The 21,381-nt window shown below is 46.3% G+C and carries 21 protein-coding genes; 5 read left to right on the top strand and 16 right to left on the bottom strand.

From position 1 onward, the window contains the following. Window positions 1-303: integrase core domain-containing protein (locus Q369_RS0119945; protein WP_031529539.1), on the top strand; the 303-nt coding region annotated here is incomplete at its 5' end. Between the two features lie 408 nt (window positions 304-711). On the opposite strand, the gene Q369_RS0119935 is transcribed toward Q369_RS0119945, so the two are convergent. From Q369_RS0119935 to Q369_RS0119915, 5 genes are all read right to left on the bottom strand, one after another. Beyond that, entirely contained in the window at window positions 712-1,755 is a 1,044-nt protein-coding gene (locus Q369_RS0119935) for a PDDEXK nuclease domain-containing protein (RefSeq protein ID WP_031529537.1), read from the bottom strand. A gap of 35 nt (window positions 1,756-1,790) precedes the next feature. Then, window positions 1,791-2,207 carry a helix-turn-helix domain-containing protein gene (locus tag Q369_RS0119930; protein WP_031529536.1) on the bottom strand — a complete coding sequence of 139 codons (417 nt, stop codon included), beginning with the start codon at window positions 2,205-2,207 and terminating at the stop codon, window positions 1,791-1,793. A gap of 85 nt (window positions 2,208-2,292) precedes the next feature. Then, the gene (locus Q369_RS29695) at window positions 2,293-2,421 is read right to left on the bottom strand and encodes a hypothetical protein (protein ID WP_262485493.1); all 129 of its coding nucleotides are present in this window, start codon (window positions 2,419-2,421) and stop codon (window positions 2,293-2,295) included. After that, window positions 2,418-3,359, bottom strand: a complete 942-nt coding sequence (locus tag Q369_RS0119920; protein ID WP_031529535.1) for a hypothetical protein — start codon at window positions 3,357-3,359, stop codon at window positions 2,418-2,420. Before Q369_RS0119920 ends, Q369_RS29695 begins: the two co-directional genes overlap by 4 nt. Before the next feature lie 223 nt (window positions 3,360-3,582). Further along, entirely contained in the window at window positions 3,583-3,972 is a 390-nt protein-coding gene (locus tag Q369_RS0119915) for a DUF1801 domain-containing protein (RefSeq protein WP_031529534.1), read from the bottom strand. 231 nt (window positions 3,973-4,203) lie between these two features. Between Q369_RS0119915 and Q369_RS0119910 the strand changes: the two genes are divergently transcribed. Next, entirely contained in the window at window positions 4,204-4,728 is a 525-nt protein-coding gene (locus Q369_RS0119910; protein WP_031529533.1) for a DinB family protein, read from the top strand. Continuing rightward, window positions 4,725-5,684, top strand: coding sequence for an alpha/beta hydrolase (locus Q369_RS0119905; protein WP_310589018.1), 960 nt, complete (start codon window positions 4,725-4,727; stop codon window positions 5,682-5,684). Before Q369_RS0119910 ends, Q369_RS0119905 begins: the two co-directional genes overlap by 4 nt. A gap of 11 nt (window positions 5,685-5,695) precedes the next feature. On the opposite strand, the gene Q369_RS0119900 is transcribed toward Q369_RS0119905, so the two are convergent. From Q369_RS0119900 to Q369_RS0119880, 4 genes are all read right to left on the bottom strand, one after another. Next, window positions 5,696-6,235, bottom strand: coding sequence for a VOC family protein (locus tag Q369_RS0119900; RefSeq protein ID WP_031529531.1), 540 nt, complete (start codon window positions 6,233-6,235; stop codon window positions 5,696-5,698). A gap of 49 nt (window positions 6,236-6,284) precedes the next feature. Next, window positions 6,285-7,028 (bottom strand): helix-turn-helix transcriptional regulator, encoded by a 744-nt coding sequence (locus tag Q369_RS0119895; RefSeq protein WP_031529530.1) that lies wholly within the window; start codon window positions 7,026-7,028, stop codon window positions 6,285-6,287. A 90-nt stretch (window positions 7,029-7,118) separates the two neighbouring features. Continuing rightward, window positions 7,119-7,538, bottom strand: a complete 420-nt coding sequence (locus Q369_RS0119890; RefSeq protein WP_031529529.1) for an SRPBCC family protein — start codon at window positions 7,536-7,538, stop codon at window positions 7,119-7,121. A gap of 631 nt (window positions 7,539-8,169) precedes the next feature. Continuing rightward, window positions 8,170-9,066 carry a helix-turn-helix domain-containing protein gene (locus tag Q369_RS0119880; RefSeq protein WP_031529527.1) on the bottom strand — a complete coding sequence of 299 codons (897 nt, stop codon included), beginning with the start codon at window positions 9,064-9,066 and terminating at the stop codon, window positions 8,170-8,172. A 159-nt stretch (window positions 9,067-9,225) separates the two neighbouring features. Here Q369_RS0119880 and Q369_RS0119875 point away from each other — a divergent pair, with 159 nt between their 5' ends. Beyond that, window positions 9,226-10,224, top strand: coding sequence for an aldo/keto reductase (locus Q369_RS0119875; protein WP_031529526.1), 999 nt, complete (start codon window positions 9,226-9,228; stop codon window positions 10,222-10,224). Window positions 10,225-11,017: 793 nt separating this feature from the next. On the opposite strand, the gene Q369_RS0119860 is transcribed toward Q369_RS0119875, so the two are convergent. The 7 genes from Q369_RS0119860 to Q369_RS0119825 all read right to left on the bottom strand — a co-directional run bounded on the left by Q369_RS0119860 (window position 11,018) and on the right by Q369_RS0119825 (window position 20,679). After that, window positions 11,018-11,458, bottom strand: coding sequence for a hypothetical protein (locus Q369_RS0119860; RefSeq protein ID WP_031529525.1), 441 nt, complete (start codon window positions 11,456-11,458; stop codon window positions 11,018-11,020). A gap of 477 nt (window positions 11,459-11,935) precedes the next feature. Beyond that, window positions 11,936-13,321, bottom strand: a complete 1,386-nt coding sequence (locus Q369_RS0119850) for a RagB/SusD family nutrient uptake outer membrane protein (protein ID WP_031529524.1) — start codon at window positions 13,319-13,321, stop codon at window positions 11,936-11,938. Window positions 13,322-13,333: 12 nt separating this feature from the next. After that, window positions 13,334-16,357, bottom strand: a complete 3,024-nt coding sequence (locus Q369_RS27860) for a SusC/RagA family TonB-linked outer membrane protein (RefSeq protein WP_084165791.1) — start codon at window positions 16,355-16,357, stop codon at window positions 13,334-13,336. Between the two features lie 20 nt (window positions 16,358-16,377). Then, window positions 16,378-17,280 (bottom strand): LLM class flavin-dependent oxidoreductase, encoded by a 903-nt coding sequence (locus Q369_RS0119840; RefSeq protein WP_031529523.1) that lies wholly within the window; start codon window positions 17,278-17,280, stop codon window positions 16,378-16,380. 21 nt (window positions 17,281-17,301) lie between these two features. Beyond that, on the bottom strand, window positions 17,302-18,225 hold the full coding sequence (locus Q369_RS0119835; protein WP_031529522.1) for an LLM class flavin-dependent oxidoreductase: 924 nt from the start codon (window positions 18,223-18,225) through the stop codon (window positions 17,302-17,304). 11 nt (window positions 18,226-18,236) lie between these two features. Further along, the gene (locus Q369_RS0119830; RefSeq protein WP_031529521.1) at window positions 18,237-19,463 is read right to left on the bottom strand and encodes a lanthionine synthetase LanC family protein; all 1,227 of its coding nucleotides are present in this window, start codon (window positions 19,461-19,463) and stop codon (window positions 18,237-18,239) included. A gap of 19 nt (window positions 19,464-19,482) precedes the next feature. Beyond that, window positions 19,483-20,679 (bottom strand): lanthionine synthetase LanC family protein, encoded by a 1,197-nt coding sequence (locus tag Q369_RS0119825; RefSeq protein ID WP_169739267.1) that lies wholly within the window; start codon window positions 20,677-20,679, stop codon window positions 19,483-19,485. Between the two features lie 251 nt (window positions 20,680-20,930). Here Q369_RS0119825 and Q369_RS29080 point away from each other — a divergent pair, with 251 nt between their 5' ends. Next, the gene (locus Q369_RS29080; protein WP_157488255.1) at window positions 20,931-21,104 is read left to right on the top strand and encodes a class I lanthipeptide; all 174 of its coding nucleotides are present in this window, start codon (window positions 20,931-20,933) and stop codon (window positions 21,102-21,104) included. Window positions 21,105-21,381 lie beyond the last annotated feature (277 nt).

The following is a 21,381-nucleotide window of genomic DNA, read 5'->3' as shown; positions in this document are numbered from 1 at the left end:
GAAATATTTAATACCGATCAAGGTAGTCAATTTACAAGCCCGGGCTTTATTCACCCTTTGTTGGAGAAGGGGATACAGATTTCCATGGACGGAAAAGGAAGGGCACTAGACAATGTCTTTATCGAACGATTTTGGAGATCACTCAAACAGGAATATGTGTATTTAAACCCTCCGAATGGTGGGATGGATCTGTATCGGGGAATAAAGGCATATGTAGAATTTTACAACCGTCGACGTAAACACACCGGAACCGGGTATATTCCAAATGATCTATTTTTTGAAACCAACGCCAGAGCATCCTAATTAAACTTAATTGTAACCGCTGGCTGTCCAGTGAAACGGGAGTATTTCATAGTCAGGACAAATATTCTTGTCTTTATTTAGATTTTCTGGACAATAGATTGCCTCCGCAATTATCAAGTAGTAAGATATTGGTGTATGGTAGAAGCTAAATTTGGTACTTTCTGTCATGCTGCCACTTATAGACCAAGTAACCCCTTTCGTTATTGGATTATGACGCTTGTAGATATGCTTATAACCAGTATGCTCATTCCCATTAAATAGAATTAACTGCTTGCTTTGGGAAATCTGCAGTATGTCTGTTTTTTTGATACCTGGATGATGTAGATTCGGTACTTGATATTGGGGGTTGGTAGCTTCATATAATATGAAGCTCGCTTCCTTAAAGGTTAGCAACGAGTCCTCCTCCATTTATTTTAATTGCTTATCTCCTTTCATTTGTATTTCAATTACCCGCTTCTCACGCTCAATCTCTGCAATCAACTCCTCCTCAGTCGGAAGGTAAAGCATATACTTGGTTGCAAATAGATGCTTGCTATCATTCAAAATGCTATACTTCACGACAGTTTCGTCTTTCTCAGTACAAAGAATAATTCCGATTGTAGGATTATCATCATCTTGCTTTTTTAGGTCGTCGAACATTCTGATATACATATCCATTTGTCCGGTATCCTGATGTGTTAACTTTCCGGTTTTCAAATCAAAAAGCACAAAGCATTTGAGAAGGTAATTATAGAAAACCAAATCAATGTAAAAGTGACTTGTTTCCGTACTGATCCTGAATTGTCTTCCTACAAATGAAAACCCTTTCCCTAATTCCAGTAGAAATTGCTGCAAATTTCTAATTAAAGCTTTCTCAATATCTTGTTCCAATGCACCTGCTGGTTCAGGAATGTTTAGAAATTCAAAAACATACGGATCTTTTAAAAAATCCTTTGCAAGCGTTTTGTCTGAACCTTGATCTTGAACTAACAATCCCGATTTGGTTTTAGAGGAAAGCAAACGTTGGTAATAGTGGGAATTAATGTTGCGCTCCAATGTCCGCGTGCTCCACATTTGATCGGTGCATTCTTTAAGATAATAAGCTCTTGCATCGGGGCTTTCTATCCGCATAATCAGCCGATTATGGCTCCAAGACAATTTGCTACACACTGCGTAGCACATTGCTTCGTCACGGTATGTAAGATAAAATTGTCTGAAATTGCGAATGTTGGCATAGGAAAAACCCTTGCCAAATTCAGCTGTTAGCGAGATGGACAACGTTTTAAGAATCGCTTCGCCGTAAGCAGCTTTTTGTTCTCCATGTTGCTCTTCCTGCACGATCCTCCTTCCCATTTGCCAATAGGCAACTACCATTTCGCTATTTACAGCACTGTAAGCTTTTTGCCTGGCAAACTGTAAGATATGCATGACGTCCTTTAATAAGGACGTTGACAGCGAATGGGATTCTTTCATAGATGTGAAGTTAGTTTAGAATGGATTTTGCTTAGCTATCTATTCCCAATCAACCGCTCCAACCGCCCCATCATCTCATCCTTCTCCTTCAACATCCGCTCATACAAAGCAATCTTCTCCTCGTGAAGCTGAATTAGTTTCTCGATCGGGTGGAAGACGGGATTGTTATTAACTACCGCGGCATTGTTGTTGAATGTGCTTGAAATAACAGTAATGGCCTGATCCTCATCAAAATTCCGAATCGCCTCCGCCGGAATCTTCAAAATCGCCGCCACCTGCTCCAAAATGTCGGAATCGATCTTTTCTTTCTGTTCAAGCAAGGAGATTTTCTGCTGGTTCCAGTCTTCGCCGAGCTCAAATGCCAGGGCGTCCTGCTTATAGTTAAAAAGTTCTCTGAATCTCTTCAAATTACGGCCTTCGTGGATCTTTGGATTGGAGGTAGTATGTGCCATGTGGAAGGGGTGTTTGGTTAAAAAAAGCAATTTATATAAATCTGCCGGGAAGTGCCCGGATATCTTACGGGCGTCGTAATGTATGTTACCTGGCGTAGGTGTTGTGCACTACTTTCCAGGTCAGCAGATAAGCTTCATAGCGTTTTGGAGCGCCAGGTTCAGGATTTGTTCTGACTAGCCGTCCGTCCGAATGCGACGCGGCCCTCTGGTTCATTTACGTCTAAATGACCTTGCTATCGATTTGAAAGTCTGCAAGTTGCTTGCCAGATCATTGTTCGAAGAGCCAATCATCAGATAATACAGATTGTCGCTGAAAAGAACTGCCAGATAAATTTTCTCATCCTGTTCAAACTTTTTGTTTTTAGCAGTGCCGATAAGTTCGTAGCCTGTTGTTCCATCAATGCTTAATTCATTAACTGAATCTATGTTGATCTCAGGATAAAGCTGTTTTGCACGGTTTAAACAAAATAGTTTCTTGTCTTCAATCTCCACTTTTGAAAACGACTTAGCCAGAATGTAAGATGTCCGATCTGAGGACTCAGTCGGGATCTTACCATCCATGTTGTATATTAATGAGTTGGCGACATTCTTCGCGAAGACCAATTTGCTTCCAGTGGTGCTGACTTCAAAATCAATTGCTTCAAAAGGGTTGACCTTTCTATTTGCATCGAAATATGCTCCGAGAATCGCTTGCTTTATTCCCTTCCCAACTTCTTGTAATTTTTGCGGAAAAGCGCCATTGATCATGACAGACTCATCATCTTTTCCAAAACAGAGAATGAATTTGCTGTACACATTGCTATGCGCGTTCTGCGTTCCGGTCAAAAATACGCCCGGCATACCATTCAATGTCAGTGTTTCAATTTCGCTAATCTCAACACCCTGAGATAAAAATGCTTCTTTTGTCAATCCTGCGCGAAGTTTTTCAAACTGCCCGGGAATGCTCATTACCATGATACTGGAACCACTTTGTGTTTGCTGGAAGCCAGCGAAGTTTGTTGCCTTTTCAAAGCCGCTCGGCGGTATGAGACTTACTTTTGTTCCGGCGATAGGCAGATGTTCTGGTGTGGAAACGTTGGTAATTGATTTTTGCCCGTAAGCTGCGTATATATTAAAGAAAAGGCCAAATAGGAGAAAAAGACGAAGAATCATAAAAGTGAATCGATGGTAAAATTAGGAGCGGCTTAACAGATTGAAAATTAATAAGTCCGCGTCAATTTATTGATTTTTTTTCAGTCAGCAATCACTGATCTCGAATGCGAACCAAAGCACATTCAGCGCAGCAAGACGCTCGGAAATTGATTAAACGGTATATAAGTTTGCAAAATCAGTGTTTCGCAAAGCCAGGCGGACCAATCAACAGCATCAGAACGGTTCAAGAAACGCTTTTTAAAATCCAGTCCTGAATAATTTCAATTAAGGCGTTCTCACTCATTTCAATAGATTCGAGCGTGTTAAAGGTTGCGATAGCTCTATCATTTTCCTTCCAAAGCAAAAGATGATTTTCATCTTCGATTAATCGGCCCTCTGGTTGTTCTTTGACCTTTGCTCCGCGGTGAAAGATCAGTTGGATTTTTGTTGCAGGCAGAATTTTCATCGTTACTCGATCCTCACCGCCAATCGAATAGTTGGGCCCATTCCATTTGATGTTTTCGTTTAGCCGCGTGTCGGCCGATAATATGATCGAGCGCAGCACATCAATTTCGTTCCTGAGCGGATGACCCAAACTATCCAGGAACCTGGTTACTTCTGCATTCATTGCCATAAAACTGGAAAATTGAAGTTTCGAGATGATTTGTCGACGCCTTTTTTGTTCATGGATTTTAACGTTTGTGATTTACAAAACTAGTCTTTGCTCAATTGGCAAGTGTAGGGGATACAAGACAAGCGTAAGTGCCGATCGGGACAGTTGTTGTACAAAAGCTGCGTTCTCTGGATTGTTTTGCCATATTTGTACCTGTTCAGTCCTATTATAACTGCATTAAACTCCTATTTAATGAGCGAGCTCGAAGTATTAATAAACCAGACAATCAATGCATACGAATGGACAAACAAGTTGCTCGAAGCGGTTCCCTTTGAAAAGTGGGAGCTCACGCCGAGTGTAGTGGAATCGAACATCAACTGGCAGGTTGGGCATTTGATTGTCAGTCATTACTTCCATTCGATCATGGTAATCCGTGGCTATCAAATGAATATTCTTCAAAAACTTCCCATCAAAGAATACAGCGAGATGTTTACAGTAGCCGGTCCGCATATTTCCGTTGGAAAGGTAAACCCGGACACATTGTACAATGCTTTGAAAGTAATGCAGCAAAAATCCATTGCTGTTTTATCCTCGCTATCAGCTGCCGAGCTCAACGATCCTTTGGAACCCACACCTACGCCGCACCCCATTGCCACCACGAAATTCGAAGCCATTGACTGGAACATTAAACACACCATGTATCACTGCGGACAGATCGGAATGATTAGCCGGGTTGTTGACAAGCGATATGATTTTGGTTTAAGGTTGCCCAAATGAATTTGATTAACCGATCATTTTATCAGATGCTAGCCAGACGATTATGTCTGTCGCTCCTCATTGTTTTATCATCTTTCATTTGCCGATCACAGCAGTTATACAGCAAATCATTTGGAAGCCGAAGTAATCACCCGATCATTTTCTTACACGGATGCCCGGGTAGTAGCAGCGTGTTCTTCGAGGCAACCACAGCTCAACTGCTGGCGGACCGGGGATTTTATGTGATCATCTATGATAGGAGGGGAGAAGGTCGGTCGGCGGATAAGCAAGCTCGTATGGACTATTCCGAAGCTTTTGAAGACCTGAATAACATTTATGCGCTGCATGAGCTGAAAAAGGCATCGTTGCTCGCATTCAGCTTTGGCGGTTTGATTGCTGCACAGTTTGCAGAGAAACATCCTGAAAAGGTTGCTTCCCTGACTTTGTGCAGTGCGCTGGTGTCGCAGCAAAAATCTTACGAAACAATTCTCCGGTCTGCAAGGCGTATTTACGAGAACAAAAAGGATTCTGTGAATCTGAAAGAAGTGTCGGCAATTGCCAAGATGGACACGAATTCACTTGCCTACCGCACAATGGTTTTCAAGCATGCGTCTGCAAACGGATTTTTCTCATTACCAATGCCAAATGACCATGCAAAGGCGATTTACGATACTTATCAAACAGACTCACTGATAACAAGCTACGTAAAAAACGAACATGCAGTTGCCACATTCTGGAAGCATGAACCCAAACATAATATTGATGTTACGCCACAGCTCAAATATCTGCAGAAGTTACGAATTCCTGTCTATGCACTGTATGGCAAACAGGATGGTCTTTACTCCAATGAGCAGATTAGTGAAATTGGACGCATCATTGGGAGTGATCGAGTCAAATATTTTGATCAGTGCTCACATACTTTATTTATTGATCAGCAGGAACTGTTCTTGGCGGCACTGAGTAAGTGGCTGAGATAATCAGCCAGGCGCTATTGTTCTGGAATTTCAAAAAAAGCCTTTTGCGCTTTTAATGCTTTATCAAGAGATCGTTGAATGTAAGCGATGCCTTCCTTCGCCTCAGGCGTCGCGGCGCGTTTGGCAATCTCTGGATTTGTGAAATCCACTTCTTCAACCCGCTGATTGATCCACCACAAATTGCCAAACGGATCGAGTATCCGGCAAACTTTCGCGCCAAACCATAGCAATGTAATATCTGTAACCGATTGTGCGCCAAGTTCAAGACTTCGGCGGTATGTTTTCTCAATATCTGTTACATACAAATTCAGAAATGTTGGTGTAGCGGCCCAACCTTCACGTGCGTCGAAAAGCATGACGTGAGCATCTCCGATCTTTACAACCACGTGGATGATTTGTCCCACATCATTCGTGATTCTGCTGTTTGGGATTTCCTGGGCGTCGAATGCATCTTTTAAAAACACTATTAATTTTTCCGAAGATGGTGAAATGATCCAGGGTGTAATGGCGGTGTAGCCTTCGGGTGTGATGTTTACTGCTTTGCTGGTTTCCATGTGTCTTGTTTTTAAGTTCACACGAAATAAGTCGCGGCAGGTGACAGCCTTATGTCAGGGGTTGTGAGAACTTATTCTTATAATTTTCAAGAAATTCTTCCAGGGTTATTTTATGAGGCTTGAAAATTTCATTTGTGACTTCCAGCCTGGTAATCCGGTCAAATCGAAATAGCCTGAAATCCTGACGCGTGCGGCACCAGGCAATGAGATACCAATTTTCCCCCAAGCGGTTGATGACCGCAAATGGTTCGACAAACCGGATTGTCATTTCGTCTTTTGCTGACGAATGATAGGCAAGTCGGACGACATTAAAATGGGTAAGTGCAATTTGTAACGACGATAATAAATTGCTACCTGACTTCAATTGCGATGTTTCCTCAAAAGCAACACGCTCAGAAAGCAGCGCAGCTTTGTCTTTCGTATTACTGCGGAGCACCGATTTGATTTTTGTTACAGCATTTACATAGTTTTGTGACAACGAAGAATCTCTATTAAGCAGCACCAGCTTTTCGGCTGTAATCAATGCATTCGCCTCTTCTTCGGAAAACATGACAGGAGGAAGCCGGTAGCCATCGACAAGCGAATATCCTTTTCCCTCCTCAGTAACGATAGGCACTCCTGCACTTTCCAAAGTACGGATATCACGGTAAATCGTCCGTACGCTGACATTGAATTGCTCAGCCAGGTAAGTCGATGTGATCATTCGCCTCGATTGCAGTTGCGTCAAAATGGCAACAAGCCGGGAAAGTCTGGAAGTATCTTTATCTGACAAAGTTTGGTTTTCGAGTGTCAAAGATTAATGAATGGTATTTTAGGGCATGACTAATAGAATCAGTATTTGAAAGTTATAATGCATTTACTATAACCCATTTAGCCCACACGCTCATTCCGTCTCAAGAAGTTTCCTTAGGTTCTGTCCAAGAAGATTGTCCCATCCTATTTCAAACCGTTCTCTTCGGAAATGTGGATGGTCGGGAAAACTTTCCAGCTGTGTCTGGGTGACCCGTAACCTGGTTTTCTCGTTTTCTGAAAACAGATCGAAAACAACGTCGGATGTTCCCGGATAACCTTTATAAGCCCAGCTATGAGCCAATGTTTTGCCTTCCATCACTTTGGTGACAATCCATTCCTTTTGATAACCGGCATTGTCATCGTCAAACTCGAATTTAAACCCAACCACGGGTTCAAAATGCCGAAGTTGAGGGAAGTACCATATCTTCATTTCTTCCTTATTCGTTAAAGCTTTCCAGGCTTTTTCAATCGGGACATTGTATGTAAATTCTCTTACCAGTGGATCGCTCATATTAGATTAACTTTTTGACAACGGCCATGATCTTTTGTTCCTGCCTGCTTTCATTGGGTTGTGAGAGAACAGTGCTGATGATTTGTTCCTGTTCATCTTCCGGCAACGCTTCGAATTTGTTCAAGATTCCCGAATAAGCAAACAAATCCAGTAACTGCTTTTTTGAGCTAAGTATATGATCCGAATTCAAATACATTACAGAGTCATGGCCGAAGCTGCCGTTGTCGCGGCGAGTGTGCTTTGACCGGCTGTTTTCATGGATGCTCTAAGTTAAGAATCTTTTTGCATCGGCGATTCGGCTGGTAGCGGGTGCAAACGCGATATTTGCTTTGTTCAGCGTGTCTATAATCGTACTAGTCGCATTCGACAGTAGTTGCCATCAGGTCGGCTGATCAGCTGAGCGCCAGATGTTCATAGGTATGAATAACCTTTGAAGGCATATATAGTTCTTTAGGCTTAAACCAGGAATTTAGCCAAATTTCGTTGTGCCTGTTAGTTAGCTAATCTGAAATGTGAAGATTCACAGTAAGAGCAAGGTTCCTTTTAAGCTCTTACGCTCGCCAACTGATGACTGTATGACTACTTGATAGGTAAATGTACCTTTCGCAACAACGCCAAAATTAACAGCAACTTAATTCATCATTCGGTAATCATTCGGTGTAACGCCTGCTTTTTGTTTGAATAAACGGGTAAAATGCTGCGGGTATTTAAAGCCAAGTTCGTACGCAATTTCACTCACAGATTTATTTATGTCAAACATTCTCTCTTTGGCCACGTCGATCACTTTTGATTGGATATAATCCAGAGCAGATCTGCCGGTTTCTTTCTTAACCAGGTCACCAAAATAGTTAGGCGATAAATGCAGGGCTTTGGCGAAGTAAGCTACGGAAGGCAAGCCTTCCCTGAGCGGTTTCCCGGATGAAAAATATTCTTTCAATAAGTATTCAAACCGTTCCAGTATTCCTTTGTTTGCAATGCCGCGGGTAATAAACTGGCGGTCGTAAAAACGGATGCAGTAATTGAGCAGCAGCTCGATGTTGGAGGCAATCAGTAATTTGCTGTGCTTATCTATATTTTGATCCAGTTCATACGCGATTTTCGAGAAGCAATCAGTCACAATACGCTGCTCTTTATCAGATAAATGAAGCGCTTCATTTACATCGTACGAAAAGAAAGAATAATCCTGCATGCGTTTGCCCAAAGGAGTGCCATTTATTAAGTCGGGATGAAAGAGCAATGACCAGCCTTTCGGGGCGAATTGTTCATCGCCGGGCTCCACACCGATCACCTGTCCGGGGGCTACAAATATCAGACTTCCCTGCTGGTAGTCATAGTGCTTTCTTCCATTGCGCAACTGGGCATGGTTCAGTTCTTTCAGACTCACCGCATACAAACCAACGTTGAATGACCTGGCGGGCATCGGTTGCGCTTTTGAGTGGTCAATTACGGTAACCAGAGGATGTTTGGTGGTTACACCCCGAATGGTATTGTATTGCGCGATACTGCCAATTCTTATAATCTCTTCCATATCTTATTTTTTAATCGCTACAATATTAAAGGTTCCGGCAAGCCCTTTTTGATACCCGTCTTCCTAATCAGTAAAACTGGTAGGGATTCCGTAATCTGTCTACAAGAGGTCTCTCTCTTCCTGCACAATTTTGTAGCAGAAAACATACAAAAATAAAAAATGAAAACACGACAATTAGGGACCTCTGGATTAGAAGTGTCCGAACTAGGTTTTGGCTGCATGGGATTAAGCCACGGTTATGGTCCGGCAACAAACGAAAAAGATGCCATTGCAATCATTCAAAAAGCTTATGAATCTGGCATCACTTTCTTTGATACTGCCGAAGCGTATGGGCAAGGCGCCAATGAACAGTTGGTAGGAAAAGCATTGCACCATGTACGTGATAAAGTAATTATCGCTACTAAGTTCGGCTTTAAAAACGGCAAAAATACAGATGGTCTGGATAGTCGTCCCGAGCGCATCAGGCAGGTGGCGGAAAACTCGCTGCGGTATCTGCAAACCGGTTATATCGACTTGTTTTATCAGCACCGCGTGGATCCGAATGTTCCAGTAGAAGAAGTTGCAGGAACCGTAAAAGATCTGATCGCCGAAGGCAAAGTAAAACACTTCGGTATGAGTGAAGCCGGTGTGCAAAGTATACGCAACGCACATGCCGTACAACCTGTGGCAGCCCTGCAAAGCGAATACTCCCTGTTCTGGCGGGAGCCGGAAAATGAAATCATCCCATTGCTGGAAGAACTGGGTGTTGGCCTGGTTCCGTTTAGTCCGCTGGGCAAAGGATTTTTAACGGGTAAGATAAATGCGGACACTAAATTCGACAAGACCGATGCCAGAAATATCCTTCCTCGTTTTAGCAAAGAAAACCGCGAAGCAAATCAAGCCGTTGTTGACCTTGTAACAAAGCTTGCCGGGGAACATAACGTAGCCGGAGCACTGGCCACACCCGCACAGATTGCATTGGCATGGCTGCTGGCGCAAGAGCCATGGATTGTACCGATTCCGGGAACTACAAAAATCACGCGCCTGGAAGAAAATATTGGCGGTACAAAAATTGCCTTAAGCGGTGACGAATTAGCCAATATCAACAGGGTTTTGAACAACATCAGCCTTCAGGGAGAACGCTATCCCGCAAGCCTGGCAGGCCTGCAAGGCAGGTAACCCATTTCAAGCTTTTAAACACTTATTGATAAGCAGAATACAAAATGTTCTAAGCGATGAAGATTACATTGAATAACGGTGTGAAAATGCCGCTGCTGGGCTTTGGCACTTACTTACTTCGAGACGGTCTGGAGTGTGAGCAGTCTGTGCTGAATGCTTTAAATGCTGGCTATAGATAAAGGTAGTGGACTAATTCACCATGTTTAAAAAACGTTTGAAAATAGCACCACTTACAAACCTCGTCTTGATCACATTTGGTTAGATTAACTGCGAAATTAATTTTAAATCACTCAGTAACCGGTTCGACATTTGTTTCGCTCCGGGTGGGATAAATCATCAGAGGGCAGATATTCATTATACCTTGCCTTCCTTGTGAAAATAGTTCGCAGAAGAGTCAATTTAGAAAACTCCATGGTTAGAAACGAAGGCAGCCGTCGCTTAAGAGGTCCCAATAGAATTCCTCCGATTCTTGGAAACTAGCTTCAAAATTGCAAATTCGATATGTGAAACCGGTCAAATTTCTCCAAAATTGGTCATTTCATCTGGTAACCTATTTGGTAACCTGGAAATTGAAATCTAAATTATTGCTTTTCCTGAAACAGTTAGGCGATAAAAATGATCCCAGTGGGATCACTTGAAGAAATAATAAAAAGCATCGAAAGCCTGCAAATCAAACGATTGCAGGCTTTTTTGTTTGCCGGGCTATAGGAAATATTAAATCGAAGGTGAAAACAATGCGGAAAGAAACTGAAGATTATTTCACGAACTTCCCGGATCGCTAGTCTTTATGTTATCAAGTGTTTTCACCATACAGAGAAGCAACACCTTCTTCATTCCTGGCCAATTCAATTAACTCATCTCGGAACCGGTCGATCGCTGCCGTGTAGACTTGGATTTCTAATTTTACTTTATTTTTCTTCTCCTGGTTGCTGTCACGATCGTTACTGTTCTCTTCTAGATTGACTTCCACGCCAATGAGACCAGATGGCTTAAGAAGATATAGATACATGCCCCAAAAAGCGCAGCCGCCATTTGTTCCTGCCTCGTATAACAATGGCTGGTAGCCTGCCGAGAAATTATCGAGTGATGTTGCCAACTCCATTAATGATTCGGCTGTAACATAAAGCTGTGTTGTCCCAAAGTATCTTCCGTTGCTTGCCTTGACGCTCAACTCGATCATATCGTCGTCCTTCCATATGACCTTTAGTTCTAACTGCGACTTTTTAAATTCCATAGGTAATGAACTATAATTATATCAGGCGACAGTAATAGATTTTAGCAAGAGATAGACGATTCAACTTTTTGCATCTCATGCAAAAGTGCAAAAAAATAAATTTGGAAGTTGTTCAACACATCGATGATTAGTGATCGACCAAGGTTGATACTGGGAACTTTGAATCAAAGACTCTTCAACCAAATGGCGTAAAATTGTTTTTGTTCAGCAACGGTCACAATTTCCTTTTCATCAGCAGGTTCAAAAATATTCACCAGACTATTCGAAGTAGTGGGCTTTCCAAGATCTAACGTGTAAGCTTTGATCCCACCACTCATTTGACTGCGCTTTTCATAGCCAGTTTACGGGTACTATCTCCGCTCTGTCCGCAAGATGGGCAACAATGCGGTTGTGAAGCATATGAAAATGTTCGTAAGATCATTAACATATACCTAGGCAATGCCTGTATGAACTTCCTTCCGCACTTCGAGCAAATATTCAATATCCCTCATTTTGCCTCATGTGCGGATTGTCGTTGATTTCGGCTTCCGGAATGGGGCCGATCCGGTAAGGGTGGTGAAACGGAATGACTGTTTTGAACTGACCATCAGTTTTGTGTATTTCCTGTTGCAGGCGGTTCAGATCATGGAGACGGTCACCTTCGAATGCAAGTTCTTTACGACGTTCAATTATAATGTCGGAGAGGAGCGTGGGACCTGTACTAGTGTATCTAAAAACGGGGTCGCGTTGCCGAACGAGTTCGTTGAGGTAGTAGCGCGCTACGTCCTCGCGCTCCGTCCGATAGGCAGCTTCTGCGGCAATGAGGTACATTTCTGAGAGTCGTATTACTTTTTTGTTGTCACGGTCGCCTTCAACATGGGTGTATTTCTGAACGATCCACGCCGGATTCTCTGCCGATTCCCTTTTTCCACTTATAACCAGTAGCCTGCGTATATCACTACGTGAGTAGAGGTCCACGAGAGATGCGCTTGCAAGCAAATCGCCATATGCCGACTGGCTGTATAGGTACGCCATTTCGTCGGGGCCTGCATTTAACGTTTCATCTGCCGATATTTCCAGTAGGGTCTCCAATTTCTCCGCGCTAGGCTGCGTCCCTGCCGATGCCCAGTATGCGACCAGATTGGTTGGTAAAAGCATATGATAACCTCCTGCCTCAATGACCTTTTTGGCCAGAGTCAGGGCTTGGTCGTACTGTGCCTGATAAAGAGATACCTTCGCCGCCAAAGCCAAAACGGCATACTTCGAGAAACGAGTGGAACCGTTTTCGATAGTAATGAGCCGGAAAGCGGTATCGAAATCGCGGTTGATTTGCGCATATACTTCGCGAACGGTCTTCCGAGGTGGTCGCAAAGACGTGTCCAGGGTGAGGACCACCGGCACGCCCGGGAAATCTGCATTTGAAGTGAAGGGCCTGGCAAAAGTCCTGACAAGCATAAAATACATCAAGGCGCGAATAGCATGCGCTTCTCCTTTGTATTGATTCACCTGGTCAGTTTCCGGTAAATTTGCGCCGATCACCTGATTGGCCCGCATAATGGCGGTGTACGCATCGTACCAGATGCCTTTGTATTCTTCATTGTTGGTAGTGATCAGGTTTTGGTCAAAAGCGAGGTATTTTCCCGAGTTTCTGATAGAGATATACACATTATCCGAGGCGAGATCACCGATCACGGGCAGTGATCGTCCGTATAGGTTCTGGCTTCGTAACTGAGCGTAGCAGCCGTGTAGCGCAGCGAGCAGGTCGTCCTCGCTCCGGATTGCCTCAGCCATTGGGATTTCGGTATAGGGATGCAGGTCCAGGAAGAATTTATCGCAGGAAATGAACAGGGCTGCCAGGAACAGGATTGCTACTAGTGGTTTCATACGCCGCAAAATTTAAAATGTTAGTTGTAGCCCCGCAGAAAGCATCCGTGGAATGAAAATGTCGAAGTTGACAGTGCTGCTGATACCTGCTTCCGGGTCGTATGGGAGATTTTTGTCTTTTACCCAGGTAAGTAAGTTAGCGCCGCGCAGGTAGAGTTTAAGGGCATAGGATTCGCCCAACGGTAAGATCCTGGCGGGTACGGTGTATGCCAGTAACACGTTGCGAAGTCGGACGTAGTCGCCCCGGTACAGAAAGCGCGTTGACGGAGCGTTGGACGCATTCGCCCCTCCGTACACATATTGCGGTACGTTGGTTTGGTCGCCGGGCTTCCGCCAGCGTCCGAGCTGGGCCGATACCACATTGAAATTGGCATTGGCACCGTCGCTCTGCGTGTATCCGGCCCACGCATCGTAGATCCGGTGGCCCGCACAGTAGTACAGTTGCAGGTCAAGGCTAAGTGACCGATACGTCAAAACCGAGCCTATACTCCCGAAGATGCGTGGAGCAGCCGAGCCTGAGAGCGCCTGAGCGGCTGCATTGTAAGACCCGGTAACTTCCTCCCGGCTACCGTTTACCCACCAGAGAGGAACGCCGCTCTGAGAATCTACTCCGGCCCATTGCCGCATATAAAAGGATTGTGAATCGTTATCGGTCCGACGGATGAATCTTCCTGTGACGACATCACGATTACCCGGAAGGGAAACAATCCGGTTCCTGTTGCGGCTCATACTTACGGAGAGGTCCCATGTAAACCCCTTTGTCCGGGAAATTTGGCCTGAAACGGCAACTTCAATTCCCTGGTTGGACATCGATCCCGCATTGTTTTTGTAACTGGCAAACCCCGACGTGCCGGAGAGCGGCTGGTCCATGAGCAAATTTGAAGTAATGCGTCGATACCAGTCCGCTACCAGCGTAATCCTCCCACCCAATAAGGTCATATCCAGGCCGAAATCGAGCGGCTTGTTGAATTCCCAGCTCAGACGGTTGTTGCCGGGTGTGACAGGGCCCATGCCCGTCCCGCCCTCATAATTATAGGTTTTACCGTAAGCATAGGTGGGCTCCCAGTCATAGTTGCCAATGCCCGCATTCCCGTTGAAACCGTAGGAACCTCTGATTTTAAGAGCATCAATGCAGGAAACATTTTTGAAAAAATCCTCCCTGTCTACATGCCAGGAGAGCCCCACCGACCAGAAGTTACCATACCGGTGACCATCCCCGAACCGGGACGAGCCGTCGCGTCGGAAGCTAGCTGATAGTTGCCATTTGTTCCGGTACAATAAGTCCATCAGCCCCAACGCGGACAGGAATGCGTAATCGCTGTTACCACCTTCTACCGTGGCCGGGACCGTTCCGGCCGAGGGGACCTGAATTTGCTGGTTGGTAGGAAGGCCATATGTCGAGGCGTGATTGAAATAGTAAGTGGATTTCTGCGCTTCGTAACCGCCGGTCAACCGCAGTGAGAAGGTACGATCTGCAAAATTCCGGTTATATTCTGCCAAATTCGTCCATACCCAATTAAAATACCGTCCATATCCCCTTGCTGAAAGTCCTTTTTCGAGAATGGCGTCGCCATACAGCGGGTTATTATAACTGTCTTCTTCGAGGGTGTGGTAGTCGATACCAATACGGGAGGTGACTTTAAAATGACGTAAAATGGTGTAATCAGCGGCAAGCGAGCCAATGCCTTTAAGCTGACCGGTCTTCCGGCTATCCATTGCTGCAATTGCTACCGGATTATACAAACCGCCATCGGGGAAGTCTGGTGCGGAGATATTGGGCGAACCGTCGGGGGCGCTAGGTGAAAGGGAAGGACGCAAAAAATAGGCGGCCAGCACAGGATTGGAAAATGCGCCGCCATTGTCGGGGCCGTGTTGGCTGGTATGCCCCACAAGGAGCGAGGTCTTCAACGACAGCTTTTTGCCCGCCCGATGATCCAGAGTGACCAGGCCGGTAGTCCTGTTAAAACTGCTCGTGATGACATTTCCAGTTTGGGAGAGATGGCTAGCGCTGATATAAAAACGCGTCTTCTCGTCCCCACCGCTCACTGAAAAATGATGCTGGCGGCTGTTTCCAGTCCGGGTAACTTCTTTGAGCCATGAGGTGTTTACCTGCGGGTTGATACCCATGGATTCTTCCACATACCGTAAGGCCGACGGCATATCCGGGTAGCGCTCGGGGAAACGGTTGCGAACGCCCTCGGCGGTGAGTTCACGCCATTCGCCTGTGTTGAGCGGACGATTGGCGGGGTTTTCGTAGGCGCGCCCTACCCAACCGAACTCGCTTTCAAACCGGAAAGAAGTACGGCCTGGTCGGCCACTTTTCAAAACAACCACAACCACCCCGTTGGCAGCGCGGGAACCGTATACGGAAGCGGCTCCTGCGTCTTTCAGGATCGTAATACTTTCGATATCGTTGGCAGCAATGCCGGAGAGAGCATTGGCACCGGGTGCGTTGCGTTTTAGCGATCCTGCATTAACGGCGATCCCATTGACCACATACAAAGGATCCGCAGAGGCTTGCAGGGACCCGTTTCCCCGAATGCGGACGCTTTGCAGAGAACCCGGCTGCCCGGAGCTGCCAACGGACTGTAAACCCGGAACCAGGCCCTGCAAGGCTTTGTCCAGAGAGATGAACGGGGTATTTTCGATGGTCTTACCTTGGACAACGGCGTAGGAACCGTTGGTCTTGTCGCGGGAAGCAGTATGGTAACCATTTACCACCACTTCATCCAATGCTACTCCACCATGGATCAGCTGAACATCTTCCTGAGTCCCTGTTGCTTCCTGCTCCTTCGTAGCTAGGCCGATGCCCCTGAATACCAGGGTGGCAGGCGCTGCACCGGGCAGCAGAATGCTGTATCTTCCCAAAGAATCAGTTACTGTACCGAGTGTCAAGCCTTTTACCCATACACTCACCCCCGGTATGGGTGCACCGTTTTCAATGGAGGTAACCCGGCCGGCTACCATCCTTTGCTGGGCGAATGCCTGAGTGCACGCGAACAGAAAACAGGCAAAGACCACACACCGAGCTGTCATATTGCTTTATATTGAAGAAGTTAATTATTCGCTAGCATTTGTTTCAACTTTTCTGCGCCCTGCATCCGATATTTCGGATCCAGGATGCCATTGAAAAACATAAAGTCGTGAAGGTTGAAAAAGCGGCGATATTCCTGAATGAAGTCGTGGAAGGAGTGTACGTCGCCATGCGGCATTTTATCTTCATCCTGTTGTTCCCGGGCAATTTTGGCAGCTGTTCTGGCCGAAGGATGGCATATCCCGATTACAACCGACCGTATCTGCGGACTACGGCCATGGAGCTCAAAAAACTGCTGCTGAAATGCATCGAGCTGATCTTTTTGTTCGGATTTAAATTCCCGGCTGGCCCAGATGCAAAGGTTGGTACCCAATGCCAGCGCGCGCTTGAAACTGTTGGCCGAGCTGCCCAGCGTCCAGAGTTCCGGCAAGAAACCTTTGTAGGGAGGAAGCACTACGCCTTCGTTATGAAAGAGTTCTTCCTCTTTTCTCAGGAGGGTAACAGTTTCGTTCACCTTCTGCTCAAACTCTTTATATGCCTCTTCATTGGGCTTACCGGTCGAATGCATCGCCACAGCCTGGTAGGGCATGCCATTGGCGAAGCCCAGCTCGATGCGGTTTGGAAAAATGCTGTTGTACAATTTATAAGAGGAGGCAACATGGTAGGGATTGTGAATGCAAATCAGCGTTCCAGCAGTTCCTATGCTCATTTTTTTCGTATAGGTTGCCAGGATTGGTACCAGGTTCGTGGGATTATTGTAGGTCAATGCCGGTTTGGGCATATGGTGCTCGCCCAGCCAGAACTTATCGAATCCCATTTCCTCGCCGGTTACGGCGTAGTCGATCATATCCTGTAACTTCAGCATGCTGTTCAGGTGAGATGAACGCTGCCCGAAATCGATCAGCCCTATTCTTATTGCTTTCATAGAACTTGTTGTTTGATGGGGTTAGGCAGCCATTTGAAGGGCCTTACTGATCAGTTTCATGGCGAGGTTTCTTTCGCGCGAATCCACACTGTAATTGTAAAGTATGAATTCATCCACGCCATATTCTTCCTGGTACTCTGCTATTTTCTCCTGGAAATATGTGGGACAACCCACCAGGTTCAGGCAGGGGCCGGCTGACTTAAACTTTTCGGCGGTACGCCTGGCTTTTTGCATGGTTTTGTCGCAAATGAAACCTACCACCAGATTGGTTTTGGGGTACTGTCCATTTGCCTCGAAATAATCCTCTCTAAGCCGGATAAGGCGGTCCTTGGCAAAACCTTGCTCGGCGTATTCGTGGCAAATAGATCTGGAAACGTTGATCCTGAGTTTGATAATGCGCTCATTACTACGGTACGCAGAGCTCGAAAGTGCCCATACATCCGGCACATTGCCTTTGTAAGGGGGCACTACCACACCTTTCCCGTCCTGATAGAGATCGTCGTCATCGCGCAGGTAATGCATGAGGGCTGCGAATTTTTCTTCGAAAACCTCACTTTTTCCCAGGTGTTCGTCGCCCGTCGCATACTTGATGGCGTGGGTGCTCGGTTTCCCATTGGCCACACCCAGGTCAATGCGGTTCCCATAGATGTTGTTGAGCATCTTGAAAAAAGTAGCGACATGATACGGCGAATACAGGTTCAGCAGTACCCCAGCCACGCCGACCCGAATCTTTTTGGTGGAAGAGGCGAGTACCGGCAACACGGCCTGCGGATTTGACCACGCCAGTGACTTCTGGGAAAAGTGGTGCTCACTGATCCAGTATCTGGAAAATCCAAGCGCTTCGGCCGTGGCCGCCGAGTTGACGACGTCGTCCAGTTTGAGCAGGCTGTTCAGTCCGTTCTCACGGAAGCCGAAATCTAAAATTCCACAGGTTGGCTTTTTCATATGACGATAACTTAAGATAGTAACCATATTTTTTCCCAATAGCCGGGTTCATCCAGCAACGCATTCATGAGTACCAGCCCCGAGCCGACCGATCCTTCCAGGAAAAAGCTCGAAATGTCGGTATACAAGCCTGCGGCCCTTTCTCTCTCAAATTCTGCAAAGGCGGCTTTCATCCAATATCGATACCCCGACCGGTAGTCGTCCAATCCCGAGATACGCCCCAGGTAATCGTAATAATGGGCAATACCCGTGGCGCCGTGACAGAACAGCGAACCGTGGCACCGGGCATGGGTAAAATCAGTGATGGCGAGGCTTGCCAGCCCCGTTTCGGTGGCGAGGTCATACCAATGCGGTTCATCAAGTAATGCGGAGGCTTTGTATAGTAAATGGCTTACGTTCATGTCGCCATAGCACCAGCGCAAGCCACCCTGATAACTTCCGCCGTCAGGTTCGCTTTGCCCCTGATCGTTCACAATGACGGTATTGGGGAACATGGCGTGTTTTCCCGGCTCGTATTCCCCTGTATTTTTGTGGTGGATAATAAATCCGATGTATTTGCGGATGAGCGACTCTGTAAGCTCCTTTTCGATTCCAGCTTCGTAAAGATTTAGCAGGACCAGGATCGTCGCGGCCATTCCATGCGAAAGTCCCAGGTTAACCTCTCCGGGTCGGGATATGTTGGCGATGTAAGCGTTGCGGAAGAAAGCACCCTCGCCGAACGGTTGCGTGATATCGGGCAGGCTGCGAACGTATTGGACAAGGTAGGCGTGAACATGGGGATTACGTTCAAGGCGGTAGTAGAGGTAGTGAAATCCTCCCGTACCTCCATGCAGGAAATCCGTATTGCCCTTCAAGATCTTTTTATGGGAATGCTCAAAAACATACTGATCCAAACGATCAAGGAAATCAACATACTGATCGGCAATAAATCCCTCATTGATCAGCACTTCCAGTGCCATACCCAGGCCCGAGAGCCCGCTGGCGAGGGTGGGGTTCATCATCTCCGCAACTGAATTGTCCGTGATCCGTTTCAGCATTTCTTGCAGCCGGATAAAGCCCTCCGTTCTCCAATGTTCTTCGCCTGTTGCACGGGAGAGGTAGAAAAAATAGAGGATCGTACCGAGCTCGCCCCTGGACACGTTGGCATTGGGCGTGGGGTTTTCGGTGATCAGTGCGGTAAGTGCCGGAATTTGGTCCTTGATGCGGCTCGTGAGCTTATCTTCCTGGATGGTTTGCATGGTTGGAATGTATGTGAGGTTAGAAAAGCCAGATCAGGTCGTCAAAGTTTACCTTTCCCGGATTTACGCCTTTGATCAGCCCGCACCCGACGCCAATGACGCCCTCACTGAAAGCCAGGTTGGTATGGGTATGCCATTGGTTGTAAGCAGCTTTGAAGCCTGCATAACCGTCCTCTGCATTTCCGCATTTCAGGATTTCATTATACCAGAACTCAGCCGCTTCGGTCATTACGCTTTCGCCGGTGATTTGCGCGATGCGATCAAACATCAGTGCGAGACCAGTAGCGCCAAAAAGGATACTGGCGTCCAGTACGCCGGTTTCCGGCTGGCTTCTCCGCGTCGCGCAATTCCTGAGCAACGTGAGTCCTTCCTGGCGCCATGTTTCGTTGCGGAATGCCATACCTGCCCGGAGGAGCATATACCCGATTCCCATATCCCCATAGCACAGCGCCAAGCGGCTTTTATTCGGCTCCTGGACGATGTCGATGAAGTGGTAATGCTTATCGTGTGTTTCGTGTGCTTTGAGATAGACAATGGCTTTACGGGTAATATCGCGGAGCGCGTCGGCAGAAAACAGGTTCATTTCAACCGCTTTAGCAAAAAACAGTAAAATAGCTGCCGACCCGTGAGGCATGCTGAGATAGGTGGTTTCCTTTTTCGGCATCAGTCTTGATATCCAGTAACAGCCGTTCTGGACATGTACTGCGCATTGAAGAATGCCCTGAATGAGTTCGGCCACAATGGGTTGGAACTGTTCGTAGTCGTAACGGCATCGCTGGAGGAAATAGAGGCCATAACCCAATGCGCCATTGACGAAGCCGCCTATGTTCCTCTGACTGAGCTCAAAGCGCATCTTGTGGAGTAAAATGGTGTCTACATCGCCGAGAAAAACATTGGGTTCCAGGTCAATCACCTTCGCCTCGTACAGGTAATGCACCACGGCCCCGAGTTCGGCAAAATCCTGGGGATAGCTTTTATCCGGATCACCGTCGATCATGTCGCAGGCCTGGTCGAAGGAACGCCTGGCTTTAACCACGTAATTTTGATCGCCGGAATGGAGGGCGTACAGGTAATTGAAAACAGAAACGCCGAGATAGCCTCTTGAAAATCCGAAGCTGGTGAGTTGTTCCTGGTGTGTGCTGACGGTGTCGCAGATCTCACTGATCTTGCCAGTGGCTAGTTCAACTGAAAGTCCTGATGTGCCTGATAACGTCATTGCCATTCTATTTTAGTGAATGCACAAAGGTGTCCATGCACACAGGCACGGGAAGACAATTATAGACTAACCCCGGCATTATCTCGACGAATCCGGAATGCGCCGCAGCATGGTTAGGGGAGGGGCATGGTCGATGGAAATCAGATTTTGGTATAGATAGTTTAGCGCACCGGCATTTCCTGGAAAATATCGCAGGTCAATCGCGGCAAGCAGCGTTTGTCGCATGGTTTAACCTTTAAATACATACAATAATGAAAAAGAAAAGAGAGTCTGTCAAACTGGTACTGGACAAGGACACCATCGCCCGCCTGAGCATCGATGTGCTTTCTGCCGATAACAGCCGGGAAGTATTTGGTGGTGCGGCTACCACTACTGTTGAAGGTCCTACCTGCTGTGGGCCATATAAGTATACTTCCTGCGCCTGAGCCAGCAGGTACGCATGGGAGAGCACCGGCTTTATCAAAGGCCGGTGCTTTTTTTGTCCTTGGTACCCCGCACGGCCGTATCCTTCGAAAATGATAGACGAGTTTTGAAAAATCAAAGACGAGCCATTTGGTAGATAAAAAGCGTCACGTTTCCGGACAATGGACATACGTCGATAATATATAACGATTCGTATAAATAATATGAGGTACGGCCATTCCTTCCCCCATGTTTGTAGGGATTTCGTTCGGGCCCAATTAGAACGTCATGTTTCATTTA

The organism is Dyadobacter crusticola DSM 16708, assembly GCF_000701505.1.
Taxonomy (GTDB): domain Bacteria; phylum Bacteroidota; class Bacteroidia; order Cytophagales; family Spirosomataceae; genus Dyadobacter; species Dyadobacter crusticola.
The sequence above is the reverse complement of the archived record's forward strand: the minus strand, read 5'-3'. Positions and strand labels throughout refer to the sequence as shown.

Bases quoted from the DNA above. Each gene is read 5' to 3' on its own strand.
- Q369_RS0119935 (WP_031529537.1), bottom strand. From the start codon at position 1,755: ATGAAAGAATCCCATTCGCTGTCAACGTCCTTATTAAAGGACGTCATG.
- Q369_RS0119930 (WP_031529536.1), bottom strand. From the start codon at position 2,207: ATGGCACATACTACCTCCAATCCAAAGATCCACGAAGGCCGTAATTTG.
- Q369_RS29695 (WP_262485493.1), bottom strand. From the start codon at position 2,421: ATGAACCAGAGGGCCGCGTCGCATTCGGACGGACGGCTAGTCAGAACA.
- Q369_RS0119920 (WP_031529535.1), bottom strand. From the start codon at position 3,359: ATGATTCTTCGTCTTTTTCTCCTATTTGGCCTTTTCTTTAATATATAC.
- Q369_RS0119915 (WP_031529534.1), bottom strand. From the start codon at position 3,972: ATGGCAATGAATGCAGAAGTAACCAGGTTCCTGGATAGTTTGGGTCAT.
- Q369_RS0119910 (WP_031529533.1), top strand. From the start codon at position 4,204: ATGAGCGAGCTCGAAGTATTAATAAACCAGACAATCAATGCATACGAA.
- Q369_RS0119905 (WP_310589018.1), top strand. From the start codon at position 4,725: ATGAATTTGATTAACCGATCATTTTATCAGATGCTAGCCAGACGATTA.
- Q369_RS0119900 (WP_031529531.1), bottom strand. From the start codon at position 6,235: ATGGAAACCAGCAAAGCAGTAAACATCACACCCGAAGGCTACACCGCC.
- Q369_RS0119890 (WP_031529529.1), bottom strand. From the start codon at position 7,538: ATGAGCGATCCACTGGTAAGAGAATTTACATACAATGTCCCGATTGAA.
- Q369_RS0119880 (WP_031529527.1), bottom strand. From the start codon at position 9,066: ATGGAAGAGATTATAAGAATTGGCAGTATCGCGCAATACAATACCATT.
- Q369_RS0119875 (WP_031529526.1), top strand. From the start codon at position 9,226: ATGAAAACACGACAATTAGGGACCTCTGGATTAGAAGTGTCCGAACTA.
- Q369_RS0119860 (WP_031529525.1), bottom strand. From the start codon at position 11,458: ATGGAATTTAAAAAGTCGCAGTTAGAACTAAAGGTCATATGGAAGGAC.
- Q369_RS0119850 (WP_031529524.1), bottom strand. From the start codon at position 13,321: ATGAAACCACTAGTAGCAATCCTGTTCCTGGCAGCCCTGTTCATTTCC.
- Q369_RS27860 (WP_084165791.1), bottom strand. From the start codon at position 16,357: ATGACAGCTCGGTGTGTGGTCTTTGCCTGTTTTCTGTTCGCGTGCACT.
- Q369_RS0119840 (WP_031529523.1), bottom strand. From the start codon at position 17,280: ATGAAAGCAATAAGAATAGGGCTGATCGATTTCGGGCAGCGTTCATCT.
- Q369_RS0119835 (WP_031529522.1), bottom strand. From the start codon at position 18,225: ATGAAAAAGCCAACCTGTGGAATTTTAGATTTCGGCTTCCGTGAGAAC.
- Q369_RS0119830 (WP_031529521.1), bottom strand. From the start codon at position 19,463: ATGCAAACCATCCAGGAAGATAAGCTCACGAGCCGCATCAAGGACCAA.
- Q369_RS0119825 (WP_169739267.1), bottom strand. From the start codon at position 20,679: ATGACGTTATCAGGCACATCAGGACTTTCAGTTGAACTAGCCACTGGC.
- Q369_RS29080 (WP_157488255.1), top strand. From the start codon at position 20,931: ATGAAAAAGAAAAGAGAGTCTGTCAAACTGGTACTGGACAAGGACACC.